The sequence below is a fragment of the Clostridioides sp. GD02404 genome (assembly GCF_045898275.1).
Taxonomy (GTDB): domain Bacteria; phylum Bacillota; class Clostridia; order Peptostreptococcales; family Peptostreptococcaceae; genus Clostridioides; species Clostridioides difficile_A.
On sequence record NZ_JBJOCA010000016.1, the window covers coordinates 38,199 to 52,494 of the forward strand.

Annotated in this window: 12 protein-coding genes; 10 read left to right on the forward strand and 2 right to left on the reverse strand. The window is 27.3% G+C overall.

Annotated elements, in window-relative coordinates:
* Positions 1–210 precede the first annotated feature (210 nt).
* From Q3287_RS11105 to Q3287_RS11145, 9 genes are all read left to right on the forward strand, one after another.
* A complete protein-coding gene (locus tag Q3287_RS11105; RefSeq protein ID WP_074179812.1) occupies positions 211–579 on the forward strand; it encodes a GntR family transcriptional regulator in 369 nt (122 codons plus the stop codon).
* A 1-nt stretch (position 580) separates the two neighbouring features.
* Positions 581–1,306, forward strand: coding sequence for an ABC transporter ATP-binding protein (locus tag Q3287_RS11110; RefSeq protein ID WP_054270106.1), 726 nt, complete (start codon positions 581–583; stop codon positions 1,304–1,306).
* Positions 1,300–2,064 (forward strand): ABC transporter permease, encoded by a 765-nt coding sequence (locus tag Q3287_RS11115; protein ID WP_407964088.1) that lies wholly within the window; start codon positions 1,300–1,302, stop codon positions 2,062–2,064. The genes Q3287_RS11110 and Q3287_RS11115 overlap by 7 nt, the downstream gene beginning before the upstream one ends.
* Positions 2,065–2,312: 248 nt before the next feature.
* Entirely contained in the window at positions 2,313–3,563 is a 1,251-nt protein-coding gene (locus tag Q3287_RS11120) for an MFS transporter (protein WP_407964089.1), read from the forward strand.
* Between the two features lie 199 nt (positions 3,564–3,762).
* Positions 3,763–4,647: a mechanosensitive ion channel family protein gene (locus Q3287_RS11125; protein WP_074179809.1), complete on the forward strand. Its 885-nt coding sequence runs from the start codon at positions 3,763–3,765 to the stop codon at positions 4,645–4,647.
* 286 nt (positions 4,648–4,933) lie between these two features.
* The gene (locus Q3287_RS11130; protein WP_407964090.1) at positions 4,934–6,370 is read left to right on the forward strand and encodes a cell wall-binding repeat-containing protein; all 1,437 of its coding nucleotides are present in this window, start codon (positions 4,934–4,936) and stop codon (positions 6,368–6,370) included.
* 293 nt (positions 6,371–6,663) lie between these two features.
* Positions 6,664–7,281 (forward strand): PepSY domain-containing protein, encoded by a 618-nt coding sequence (locus Q3287_RS11135; protein WP_407964091.1) that lies wholly within the window; start codon positions 6,664–6,666, stop codon positions 7,279–7,281.
* Between the two features lie 107 nt (positions 7,282–7,388).
* Entirely contained in the window at positions 7,389–9,920 is a 2,532-nt protein-coding gene (locus tag Q3287_RS11140) for an FAD-dependent oxidoreductase (RefSeq protein WP_407964092.1), read from the forward strand.
* Between the two features lie 209 nt (positions 9,921–10,129).
* Entirely contained in the window at positions 10,130–10,750 is a 621-nt protein-coding gene (locus Q3287_RS11145) for a TVP38/TMEM64 family protein (RefSeq protein ID WP_054276579.1), read from the forward strand.
* A 134-nt stretch (positions 10,751–10,884) separates the two neighbouring features.
* Here Q3287_RS11145 and Q3287_RS11150 read toward each other — a convergent pair whose 3' ends face one another.
* Both Q3287_RS11150 and Q3287_RS11155 read right to left on the reverse strand, forming a co-directional pair.
* Positions 10,885–11,421, reverse strand: a complete 537-nt coding sequence (locus Q3287_RS11150; RefSeq protein WP_054270113.1) for a metal-dependent hydrolase — start codon at positions 11,419–11,421, stop codon at positions 10,885–10,887.
* Between the two features lie 112 nt (positions 11,422–11,533).
* On the reverse strand, positions 11,534–12,238 hold the full coding sequence (locus Q3287_RS11155; RefSeq protein ID WP_054270114.1) for a superoxide dismutase: 705 nt from the start codon (positions 12,236–12,238) through the stop codon (positions 11,534–11,536).
* A gap of 172 nt (positions 12,239–12,410) precedes the next feature.
* On the opposite strand from Q3287_RS11155, the gene asnB reads away from it, so the two are divergent.
* Positions 12,411–14,294 (forward strand): asparagine synthase (glutamine-hydrolyzing), encoded by a 1,884-nt coding sequence (gene asnB / locus Q3287_RS11160; protein WP_407964093.1) that lies wholly within the window; start codon positions 12,411–12,413, stop codon positions 14,292–14,294.
* Positions 14,295–14,296 lie beyond the last annotated feature (2 nt).

Genomic DNA, 14,296 nt, shown 5'->3' on the forward strand with positions numbered 1-14,296 from the left:
TCTTTTAATATATGGATGAATCCATTTTAAAAGGAAATAATTATAGCTTTGATTATAGTTATATAGTAGGCATTTTTATAAAAGCATAGTATGAAAAAATATAAAGAAATATTTTCATAATTTTATTTAAAAGTAATTGACATATAAGCTGTATTATTATATTATTGTATTAAGTTATTAATACAATAATATAAACAAGGAGGTATAAACATGGAATGGGAACTTGATAATAATAAGCCTATATATATACAATTAGTAGAACATTTAAAATTGAAAATAATTTCAGGTGAGATTGAAATAGGATCTAAACTAGAAACAGTAAGAGCACTAGCAGAAGATGCTGAAGTAAATCCAAATACAATGCAAAAAGCTCTAACAGAGCTTGAAAGACAAGGATTAGTTTATAGCCAAAGAACTAAAGGAAGATTTGTAACAGATGATAAGGAAAAAATAAAAGCTATGAAAGCGGAAATAGCTAATGTTGAGATAAATACATTAAAAGAGACTTTAGAAAAACTTGGGTATGATAAAGATGAAATGATAAAACTTATTACAGAAAATTTGAAAGGAGAATTATAAAATGGATAAAAATATAAATAATATTTCTCAAGATGGAATAGTTGAATTTAAAGGTGTAAATAAAAGTTATGGAACTAAAAAGGTTTTGAAAAATGTTGAATTGAATATACCAAAGGGAAAGATAGTGGGATTGTTAGGTCCTAATGGAAGTGGCAAAAGTACAATGATTAAGCTAATAAATGGATTATTACAGCCTGATAATGGTGAAATTGTAATAAATGGAATGAAACCATCAATAGAGACTAAGAAAATAGTATCTTATTTACCAGAAAGAACTTATTTAAATGACTGGATGAAGGTATCAGATTTACTGAAATTTTTCTATGATTTTTATAGTGACTTCGATGTTAGAAGAGCAAATGAGATGATTAAAAGTTTAGATATTGATGTGAATGAAAAGCTAAAAACAATGTCTAAAGGAACCAAAGAAAAGGTTCAACTTATCTTAGTTATGTCAAGAAAAGCAAGTATATATATCCTGGATGAACCTATTGGTGGTGTTGACCCAGCTGCAAGGTCATATATACTTAAAACTATATTAAAAAATTATTCTGAAGATAGTACTTTACTAATCGCTACTCACTTAATAAGTGAAATAGAGAATATATGTGATGAAGTAATATTTATATCTAAGGGACAAATAGTATTGCAAGGAGATGTTGAAACAATAAGAGAAGAAAAAGGAAAATCTATAGATGCATTATTTAGGGAGGAATTCAAATGTTAGGTAAATTATTAAAATATGAATTAAAGGCAAGTGGAAGAACATTTATACCATTATATATAGCTATATTGGTAGTAGCTGTATTCAATGGAATATTTATAAACACAGATATATTCCAAATACAGGGAATAGGAATACTGGTATTGACGAGTCTTTTCATGGCATTAGGTGTTTTAACTATTGTAGTTACAATTCAAAGATTCAGAAAAAATCTTTTGGGTGATGAAGGGTATTTAATGTTTACTCTTCCTGTTAGTACTAGTTCACTTATTTTATCTAAATGTATAACAGCACTTATATATGCTGTACTTAGTTTTATAGTTGCAATGTTCACATTTGGAATGCTTATGCTTTTTAGTGCTTCTGGAATACACTTACCTGAATTTTTAGATTTTTTTAATACTGTTTTTACAAAAGGTTCTGAATATTTTTTAGATGTTTTATTATTTTTAGTAACAATGCTTATTTCATATTCATCATTTATTTTGTTATTATATACATCAATTTCAATGGGTCAATTGCCAAGATTTAACAAGCATAGAAATATAGTAGCATTTGTTTCTTTTATAGCTATAAATATAGTAATATCAAGTATTGGAAATGCTATAGAAAGAATTTTACCACATAAAGATACAAATATGATATACCATTTTTATCAAAGTCCTCATTTTGCACTCGCAATGCTTGGGAGTATTGCAGTTGTAGTAATATTATTTTTCGCTACAAAATATATATTAGATAAAAAATTAAATTTAGAATAGATATTTTTATAGAGAGCCATCTTTTGAGTAATGTTCAAAGATGGCTTTTTATATTTAAGGAGTTAATTTATATATATAACAGGAATGAAACTTTATTTCTAGTTAAATATGTATATATGTAGTATAATGAGACTATATGTTAAAATTTGTAATAAATAGATGTATACTTGATATAATTACTTAGAAAGCATGAATTTTATAGAGTATATAAAGAAAATTTAAAGCTATGTAGATTTGAGGGAGAAAATATGAAAAGTTATACAAAGGCTAAATGGAGTGTTTGGGGCATAATTACATTTTCATTCATTTTAGTCTTATTTTTAAGGATGTCAACTGCTGTTGTTTCAGATAATTTATCAAATGAGTTAGGTTTTAATTCTATACAAATTTCAAATATAGCATCTTTTTGCCTCTATGCATATGCATTTATGCAAATACCAGCAGGAATCTTAATTGATAAATATGGAGCAAGAAAAATTAGTAGTCTTGGAATAATAATGGCAAGTTTAGGTTCTATTTTATTTGGATTGATTCAAAGTATAGAGTTAGCATATATTTCTCGTATAGTTGTAGGTGCAGGGACATCAGTAATATTGCTTTGTATTTTAAAAATTCAGGGTAGATGGTTTAATAAATCAGAATTTGCTTCTGCAACAGCTAAATTTTCATTTGTAGGGAATTTAGGGGGAGTTCTTGCTACTTTTCCACTTGTATTTCTATCTGAATTTGTTGGCTGGAGAAATTCATTTTTATTGATAGGCATAATTGGTGTTGTAATCGGATGTTTTATGTATATTATTGTTAGAGATACTCCAAGAGAATACGGATTCAATATAGATATGGAACCTAATGAAGAGCCAGAGAAGATTGGTATTGTTGATGGAATTAAGTCTGTTATAAAAAATAAATCAACATGGTATAACTCAATGATAATGTTCTCTTTTGTAGGTCTGACAAGTGCATTTACAAGTCTATGGGGAGTGAAATACATAATGGATGTTTATGGGGTTAGTAAGAGTTTTTCTGCATTTATAGTATCATTTTTTACATATGGATTTATATTTGGTTCAATAATTATGGACTTTGTATTTGCTAAAATAAGCTCTAGTAAATTTAATATAATCAAATATGGAGCAATAATAGATTTATTTATATGGATTCTAATTGTAGTTGTATATAAAGTAAAACCACCAATAATGATTTTACCAATAGCATTTTTTATTATGGGATGTATAGTGATGTCTCATTTACAAGTTTTCAATGATGCTAAGTATAAAAATAAAGAAATTTATTCTGGATTGGCAACTAGTGTCATTAATACTTTCGAATTTATAGGGAGTGGTATTATTAATTTAATTATAGCAGTATCTTTGCAAGTAAATTCACATAATGTAGTTGATGGATATAAAAGAGGATTTGTGATATTTATAGTACTCAGTATTATAACTATAACAGCATCTCATGTAGGTGTAAAAAATGATAATTCTAAGACTGAATAGAATATTATTATTGATTCAATTTAATGCAATATTTTGTAGATAAAAAAGAATTTATATTTATTACAAGGATATATACCAAGATATAATTGGAATATAAATCTTGTTTACTATGTCGAAATGATATTGTATTATATTAAATAGAAAATAAGAACTTTAAACTATAATATTGGTTCTAAAAATATAAAGTAAGGAGTTTTTTATGGATACGACAAAAATAGATGATATAAGCAAGTTGGATTTAAACAATCTAGATATTAATAAAATGGATATGGGAGGTATAATGGAAAGCTTTTTAGAATGGGCTACTACGAGTGGAGTAAAACTTATAATAGGTATACTGATACTTTCCATTGGATTTAAAATAATAAAGAAATTTGTAAACCATGTAATGTTATTACTTGGAAAAAGGGATATTGATTTAACCCTAAGAAGGTTTTTGAAATCTCTTCTTTTAAGTGTGCTTAAAGTTGCTGTTGTAATCATTGTTTTAGAATATTGGGGAATGAGCTTATCTAGCTTTGCTGCTGTGATAGCATCAGCAGGGGTAGCTATAGGTTTAGCATTACAAGGTAGTTTATCAAATTTTGCTGGAGGATTTATCATACTTTTGATTAGACCTTTTAAAGTAGGAGATTACATAGAAGCAGCAGGTCATGGAGGAACAGTTGAGCAAATAGGACTTTTTTATACACAATTGGTTACTCCAGATAATAAGCAGATACTTATACCTAATGGCTCTGTATCAAATGATAGCCTAACAAACTATTCAGCAAAGAATACTAGACGAGTTGACTTAACTTTTAGTGTAGGATATGAAGATGATATAGTACAGGTGAGAAGAGTATTGAAAGAGATTGTGAATAGCCATAAATTAATAATAAATGAACCAGAACCATTTATAGGAATAGTGGAACATGGAGATAATGCCATTAAATTTGCTGTTAGAGTTTGGTGTAATACAGAAGATTATTGGACAATTTATCTTGATTTATTGGAAGAGGTTAAAGTTAGATTTGATGAAGAAGGAATTACAATTCCTTATCCTAAGATGGATTTAACATTAAGAGAGCTAAAAAGAATTTAATATTATAAAGTCAAGGCACCTTTAGATTTAATCTTTGGGTGCCTATTTTTCATTTTTTTCTTATGAAGGCTGATTTAATATCTATAAGAATCTTATGTTTTGACTTAAAACAATTAACTACTTATATATTATATATAAGAGTTTTTTATATTTTATTAAAAAAATATTTTGTTTTTATACAATTTAATGTCGTTAAATGATTGGAAATAGTTTTTGTTTTCGACAACATATAATATGTGCTTGTTATACAATTTAATTATGAAGTATTAATAAGGGGGGGAATATTGTGAAATCAAAGAAATTATTATCGTTAGGGATAGCTATGTCAATGTTTGTTGCTGGTTGTCCTATATCTGCAAATGCACTTGATAAAATTCAAGGTGCAGATAAATATGAAACTGCTGGACTTATTGCAGATAGAGAAAACTATACTACTGCAATACTTGTAAATGCAGATAGTACTATGGCTGATGGATTAAGTGCGAGTGGTCTTGCAGGAGTAACAAATGCACCAATTCTTTTAACTAAAAAGAATAATATACCAAGTGCAACTATGAAAAGAGTTGAAAAAGCTAATAAAGTGTACATAATTGGTGGTGAAAGTTCTATTGATAAAGCAACTGAAAACGTTTTGAAAGGTAAGAATATAGAAGTTAAAAGACTTCAAGGTAGTGATAGAATTAAGACAAGTTATAATGTAGCAAAAGAAATAGGAGCTATTAACAAGGTTAGTAAGGTTATATTAACTAATGCTTTTAAAGGTGAACCAGATGCTATGAGTATTGCTTCTGTAGCTGTTAGAGATAAAGCACCTATAGTATTAACTGATGGAAAGAGTGTACCATTTAACACTACTGGAACAGAAAGTTATATAATAGGAGGTACTTCATCAATGAGTGATAACTTAGTAAATGATACTAATTCAACTAGATTGGGTGGAGTAGATAGATATGATACTAATAAGAAGATAATAAATAAGTTCTATAATGGAGCAAAAGAGTTTTATATAGCTAGCGGAACAGATTTAGTGTATGCACTTGTTGGTTCTACAATAGCTAAAAATACTCCAACAGTTTTAGTTGATGATAATAGCAATAAGATTGTATTAAAAAGTGCAACTAAAATAACAGCAATAGGAAATCTAAATGATAGTATATTACAGCAGTGTTTAAATGTAACAAAAAATATAGGAAATTCAGATACTGGAAAACAATATACAGTAGATGATGCTGCCAATGCTGTGAAAAAATTGCTAGGTGTTGATAAACTTTATTATAATGAAAATTATCCAGAAGATGAAGACTTAATATTTTTATTAGATACTAGCTTTGAATATTCAGGAAAACAATTCTACATATTTGGTTATGTCACAGAGAATTCTGAAGGTGATGTTAGATATTGTGTAGAGAAAAATGATATGAGCAAAGTATATACATACAATGTTAGTGGCATTATGGAAGTATGTAACCCAGCTGACTATGAAAATAGAAAAATGATAAAAGAAGATAAAGCAAAAGAATTAGCATTAGCAGAATGTGCTAGAAAGCATAAGGTTAGTGTTAATTTATTAAGAGTAAATACTGCTTGTATCGATGATATTAATAATATAAAAGTATATGCTGTAAGAATAGATTCAAAGCCACAACCAAAACAGACTTATGGATGGTATTTCATAGATGTTTATAGTGGATATGCTTATAAAGATATTTGGAATAACATTTAAAAAAGTATTTTTAAAAATAATTACAAATATATTCCTTCTGTAAAAGATAATAAAGCAATAATTAAAAGTATTAATCGAATAATTTTATAATTACAATTAAGCATTCTCATACTGGGGAATGCTTTTTTTATTTATACAAACAACATATTTTGTTTTAGTAAATTTATTTTAGTAGATATAAATTTTATAGTCTTAAAACTAGCAAAGTAGGAAGTAAATTTAATATAAAAGGGTAAATAAAGGGTTTAGAGGGCATAATATAGAATAAATTAAGTATTTAAGGAGGTTTTTTTATGTGTAAAAAAACATATTTATTAGTAGTAAGTATACTTGTTGCAGGTTTATTGACTGCATGTAGTGGAAATCCAACTACAGATTCAGGACAGGCACAAGATAATACGAAGAAAGAGACAAATGCGTCAAATAAGGATTTAAAAGATGAAAAAAATAATGAAAATTTAAATGAACAAGATTTTAAAGTACCATATACAGATGCAGTAAGCATATTTAAAGATAAGTATAAAGATGCTGATATAGTAGATTTAAGCCTTGAAAGAGACTTAAATAAATTTGTTTATACTGTTGAAGGTGTAGATGATAATAATGAGTATAAGATGAAAATAGACGCTAATACAAAAGATGTACTACAGGATAAAACAGAAAAATTGGATTCAGAAGATTTAAATGGAGTAGCTAGAAAAGAAAAATTAGACTTAAATGATATAATAACACCTCAAAAAGCTATGGAGATTGCATTAAAAGAACAAAATGGAAGGGTAAAAAAATGGAGTTTAGATAAAGATTTAGATGTTACTTTTTATAAAATAAGAATAGATAAAGATAAAAATGAATATGACATAAAGGTAGATTCTAAAAAGGGAACTATATTGGAGGTAGAAAAAGAAGATTAGAAGCTTTAAATTACTTTTGTAATAATTTCTTTTTTAAATAAAATTTGTTTAAAATATAACAAGCAGGGTATAAAAAGATTAAATAACTATTTTAGGAGGAGTACGGTATGTCATTGAAATCATTAAAAATAAAAGAAAATTTATATTGGGTAGGTTCACTTGACCCTGACTTAAGAGTATTTGACATAATTATGTATACACCTTATGGAACTACTTATAATTCATATGTATTAAAAGGAACAGAAAAAACAGTTTTATTTGAGACAGTTAAAGATAAGCATTTTGACAATTATATTGAACGATTAAATGATTTAAATATAGATTTTGAAAAAATAGACTATATTGTTGTAAGTCATACTGAACCAGACCATGCAGGAAGTGTTGAAAAACTTTTGGATTTAGCTAAGAATGCAAAAGTAGTAGCTTCAGAAACTGCAATTAAATATCTTAAGGAAATAGTAAACAAAGATTTTGAGTATATTGCAGTTGCAGATGGAGATGCATTATCAATTGGAGACAAGACTTTAGAATTCTTCTCTGTTCCTATGCTTCATTGGCCAGATACTATATACACATATATTAAAGAAGACAAGACTCTTGTAACATGTGATTCATTTGGTAGTCATTATAGTAATGATAAGATAGTAAACACACTTGATGAAGACGAAGAAAAGGATTACTTAGATGCTTTAAGATACTATTATGATTGTATAATGGGACCATTCAAGCCATCTATGGTAACTGCTATAGAAAAGATAAGAGACTTAGATATAGATACTGTATGTCCAGGTCATGGACCAGTATTAACTGAAAATCCTAGAAAAATTATAGACCTTTATTATAACTGGAGTGTAAATGAACAAATAAAATTAGAAAAAGAAGTTACAATTTGTTATGTTTCTGCACATGGATATACAAAGATTATGGCAGAAGCTATAAAAGCATATATTGAACAAAACAGCAATTATAAAGTAAACTTATTTGATGTAATAGAGAATAAACAAGAAGATATTTTAGCAAAGATAGCAGTATCACAAGGTGTATTGTTTGGTACACCAACAATATTAGGAGACGCATTAAAGCCTATATGGGATATTTTAGTATCCTTAAATCCAGTTATTCATGGTGGAAAGGTTGCTTCAGTATTTGGTTCATATGGATGGAGTGGAGAAGGTATAGAAAATGCTATGGAGAGAATAAATCAGCTTAGAATGAAAGCTGCAAAACCATTTGCTGTTAACTTTAAACCATCAAATGAAGAGTTAGAAAAATTACATTCTTATACAGGTAAATTCTTGGATAAATTAAATTCTACTTTTGGAAGTAAAAAGAAAACTAAGAAATTTAAATGTGTAATTTGTAATGAAGTATTTGAAGGGGATAGTGCTCCTAGTGTATGTCCTGTATGTGGAGCGAAAGAAGACCAATTTATAGAAGTTGAAGAAGATGAAGTTACTTTTAGAAAAGATACTGATGAATATTTTGTAATAGTAGGAAATGGAGCAGCTGGTTTTTATGCAGCAGATGCTATAAGAAAAAGAAATAAAACTTGTAAGATAACTATGATTTCTAATGAAGATGAATTAACTTACTATAGACCTGCACTTTCTGATGGCATAAATGAAGAGCTTGGTTCAGATTTTTATATGGAAGATAAAGCTTGGTATGACGAAAACAATATAGTAGTAATATTAGGAACAAATGTAGATAAGTTAGATGAAGTAAATAAAACTATTATAGTAAATGATGGTGCCATTAAATTTGATAAACTTGTAATAGCTACAGGAAGTAGAAACTTTATACCACCAATTAAAGGGCATGATTTAGAAAATGTGTTTACTCTTAGAAATATAAAAGATTTATACAGTGTAAAGGAAGCCTTAGAAAAATCTAAGAAAGTTGTGGTAATTGGTGGAGGTCTATTAGGACTTGAAGCTGCATGGGAATTTAGATTAAAAGGATTAGAAGTAGTAGTAGTTGAAGCGATGGATGGTATACTATCAAAACAACTTGATAAAGAAGGTAGTAAAATATTAGAGCAATGTGTAAGAGATACAGGAATAGATGTAAGATTAGGTGTAGCAGTTGATGGTGTCGATGGAAATGGAAAAGCACAAAAAGTTATATTCAAAGATGGAGATAGTGTTGAATGTGATATGGTAGTATTTTCTATTGGTGTAAGAGCAAATACACAAATAGTTCAAGATACATCTGTAAAAACTGACAGGGGTATTGTTGTAGATAAGACATTACAGACAACTGTTAAAGATATATATGCTTGTGGAGATGTTGCACAAGTAGAAAATACTAGTTTAGCAATATGGCCATCCTCAGTGGAAATGGGAAAAATAGCAGGTGCAAATGCAAGTGGAGATAATTTGACATTTGAAAGTGATGTGTATCCAGTTTCATTAGATGCAATGAATGTAAAAGTATTTAGTATTGGTAATATACAAAATTTTGATAAAGAAATTTCATCAAAAGATGAAGGAAAGAGAATATACAAAAAATTATTTATTAAAGATGGTTCATTAGTTGGAGCTATACTTATAAATGATTTAAGTTGTACTGTTAAATTGATAAGATTAATATCTGAAAAGGGTGATTTTGAAGATATTATGAAAGCAGATATACTATAGTTTAAATATAAGACCGAAAAAGTCTTAAAATATGACAATTCATATTTTAAGACTTTTTTGTTATAATATATAATAAAATAATCATACCTTAACTGTAAATTTATATAGATTGTTTACTTTTTAATGTTAGATTCCTTTTTTGAGATTGGTATATAATAACAATATAGAGTATATAATAATAGTTAAAGTTAAAAAAGGGGAAAAGCAATATGCAGTATATACAAGAATTACTTGATTTGACTCAAAACTATTGGGTACTAGCTACAATAATTGGTTTGTTAAGTGCATTTATAGAAAGCTTTATACCAGCCCTACCACTTGTTGCCATAGTTACAGCAAATGCTGCAATACAAGGGTTATTTCTTGGATGTTTGTTATCATGGATTGGCTCAGGACTTGGGACAACCTCATTATTTTTATTAATAAGCAGATTTAATGACAGTAAGCTTTTTAATAAGTTGAGAAATAGTAAAACTGAAAGGGCAATAAGTTGGATGGATAAACAGGGATTTAAGTTATTGTTTATAGCATATGCCTGTCCATTTATGCCTGGTTGTTTAGTTACTATTGCATCAGCTTTTGGTAAAAAAGATATAAAAGATTTTGTGCCAGCAATGTTGGCAGGCAAATTTGTAATGTTTATAGTAATAAGTTATGTGGCAAGTGACATAGAAGGATTTATAACAAGTCCTTTAAAGATAGCATCATTTATATTGCTGGTGTTTTTATCATGGAAGATTGGAAATAGAGTCAATAAAAACCTTGAAAATCATAATTATGAATTTCATCATAAAAAACACAATGATGATAGAGATAATAGAAAAATTTAGTTTTCTAAAAAATAAAAAGTATCAAAAAATAATTAACTTACAAAGCATTATTTTAAGATACTTTTTATTTTTTTGTTTATTAGGTACAATATCTTTTAAGAACTATTAAACAAAATATGAGTTGACAAACGTAACTATAGTAAAATATAAAATTGATATCCAATCAAAAAAATAACTATGAAATTTAAGAGCTTAGATATGAATTTTTCTGTTTTTGAGTTAGTTTTTATAGGGAGTAAAGAAATGTTTATGGTAATGGGGTAAAACAGTTCAATACCTTCTTTAGTAATAAGGTCAAGGCACAGGTGAGATAGATACCCTATTATAAATCCACTAGACAAACATGAGAAAACTATATTGTTGTGAGTAAAGATTGTTAGAGATTTAAAAAAACTATAAAGAAGCAATAAAGCAATTAGGCTATGGGTAAATCCTCTATGTCTAAACCTGCTTCCAAATAATTTGTATATCAATATAAATTTTTTACTTATATGAGAACCTCGCATATCTATATCTGGAAACAAAGACCCTAAATATGCAAAATAAATATAAACCATAATTAATACTATTTTATATGTAATATCGTATTTGACTAGATATATATTGTTTATAAAGGGGAGTATCAAAAGTGCAAATATATATCCTCCCCTTTCATGTGTTTCTTTTATCATATAAAAATCCTCCTGAATCGTCACTATAAACATAATATTGGTAAATTTAGACTATCTTTTATTCTATTATATAGCAAACATAAGTTTTTTTCAAAAGGATTTTAATATTTAATTAATCTTGAGATTTTAAATTTTTATAGTTTTCTAAAGCTCCATTCCAATTTATTACATTAAACCAGTTGTCAATGTATTCATTTCTTCTATTTTGATATTTTAAATAGTAAGCATGTTCCCAAACATCAAGTCCTATTATAGGAGTTAAGTTTTTACTTATAGGACTATCTTGGTTTGGAGTAGTTATAATGGATAATTTACCATCCTTAGTAGCTACAAGCCAAGCCCAACCAGAACCGAAAACATCTAAAGAAGCTTTTTTGAATTCTTCTTTAAATTTTTCAAAAGAACCAAAGTCTCTATCGATTGCTTCTTTTAAAGATTCAGAAGGGATAGTTTTTTCAGGAGTCATTATATCAAAAAAGAATTTATGATTGTAAGCACCTCCTGCATTGTTTCTTACTGCTGTAACAATATCTTTAGGCAAAGAGTCTAAATTTTGCAATAATTCACATAAAGAATAATTGTAAAGCTCAGGATATTTTTCAAGAGCAGCATTTAATTTATCAACATAAGCTTGATAGTGTTTATCATGATGCAATTTCATAGTTTCTTTATCTATATAAGGTTCAAGTGCATCATATGCATAAGGTAATGGTTTAACCTTAAACTTATTGTTTTCAGGTGTAAAAGCAAATGAAGTTATACACTGTGAAATTATAAATAAAGACATAATAACTGGTATTAACATTTTTTTCTTCATAAAAATCACCTCCTAATATAGTATTTCTAGAAATAAAAAAAATATGAAAGATTAGCAAATAATTTATAAAAATTTGATAGTAATTTTCTTTTAAATTGAATAAGTTTTAAATCTAAAGACAAAACTATGAGATATAGAACAAGACTAAAAGATAGGAAGGAATTTTGATAGTATGGATGGCAATATTTCAATTTATTATAAAGGAGATATATCTAAAAAAGAAGATATTAAACTTAAAAAAAAAGAGTCTATAAATAATATTAATAATGTAAATCTCGATAGTAGAGAAAAATTTAAAAATGATGAAAAAACTTTTGATTTTGAGAGATTTGATGTAATAGATGTTATTTGTGGGAATAAACCATTTGAAAAGGATGGAAAAGTTATTGTTTTTAATGGAAGCATATATAATTGTCATGAAATAAAAGCAGAATTGATTGAAAAAGGGCATACTTTTACTACTGATGATGATATTGAAATCTTATTGGCATCTTATATAGAGTTTGGTAAGAATTGTGTACATAAGATAAAAGGTATGTTTAGCTTTATAATATATGATAAAGTAAGTGAAAGTATATTTGGAGCGAGAGATTTATTTGGAATAAAACCACTTTATTATATAAATAATGAAAAATCAATCATTTTTGCCTCAGAGTATAAATTTATGCTTGAATATATAAAAAATCTAAATATAAATGAAAGAAGTTTGCAAAGCTATTTTTCATTTCAATATGTACTTCCTGAAGATACTATGATACAAGGAATAAGGTTGATACCAGCAGGTCATTTTTTTAGAGTGGAAAATGGAATATTATCTTTAAAAAGATATAACAAACTTGAATTTAGAAGTAGTACAAAATTTTTTTATACTAAGAATCATTTAGGGAATAGAGATGTAAGCGAAGAAGATGTAAGAAATGTGATAATGGATTCAGTAAAAAGTCATATGATAGGAAATAGAGCAATTGGAACATTTCTATCTAGTGGTATAGATTCATCTATTATAACTACTTTAGCTTCACAAATTAATCCAAATATAAAATCCTTTTCTGTAGGATTTAATGTTAAAGGATATAGTGAGTTAGAAATAGCAAAGAAAACAGCTGATAAGTTAGGTATAGAAAATATTCAAATTAATATAACACAAGATGAGTATATAAAAGCATTACCAAAAATAATTTATTCTTTGGATGACCCTGTAGCAGACCCTTCAGAAGTAGGACTTTATTTTCTAATCAAAGAAGCAGGTAAACATGTTGAAGTAGCATTGTCTGGAGAAGGTGCAGATGAATTATTTGGAGGATATAATATATATAAGGAATATAATAATATGAAATCCATTGTAAACTCACCTACGTATGTTAAAAGTATATTAGGAAGAGTTTCAGAACTTATGCCTAACATGAAGGGAAAAAATTACTTTTATAGAGCTACAACACCACTAGAAAAAAGATATATAGGAAATGCAAAGATTTTTGAAAATAGTGAAGTAAAAAATTTCTTTTATAAATATAAAGAGAAAAATATATATGAGTACTTGTTATCTAACTTGTATAGAGATGCACAGAAGCATAATTATGATTATATAAGCAAGATGCAACATATAGATATGAATACATGGCTTCAGGGTGATATACTTCAAAAAATGAGTAAAATTTCTATATGTGAGCAACTTGAACTTAGAGCTCCATTTTTATATAAAGATGTATTTGATGTAGCAAAGAACTTGAGGATGGATCAAAAGACAACAAAGAGTAATACAAAAGTTTTACTTAGAGAAGCATTTAAAGATATAGTTCCAGAACATGTTATCCAAAGAAAAAAATTAGGCTTTCCAACACCAATAAGAATTTGGTTAAAAGATTCTTTAGGAGAAGTTGTAAAAGAAACTATTTCTAATTCAAATGTAGATGATTTTATAGATAAAAAATATGCAATAAATCTTTTAGAGGAACATTTTAAAGGACATAAGGATAATTCAAGAAAAATATGGACTATATTCATCTTTTGTATGTGGTATCAAATATTTATGGAAGATAAAAATATTAAATACTAATC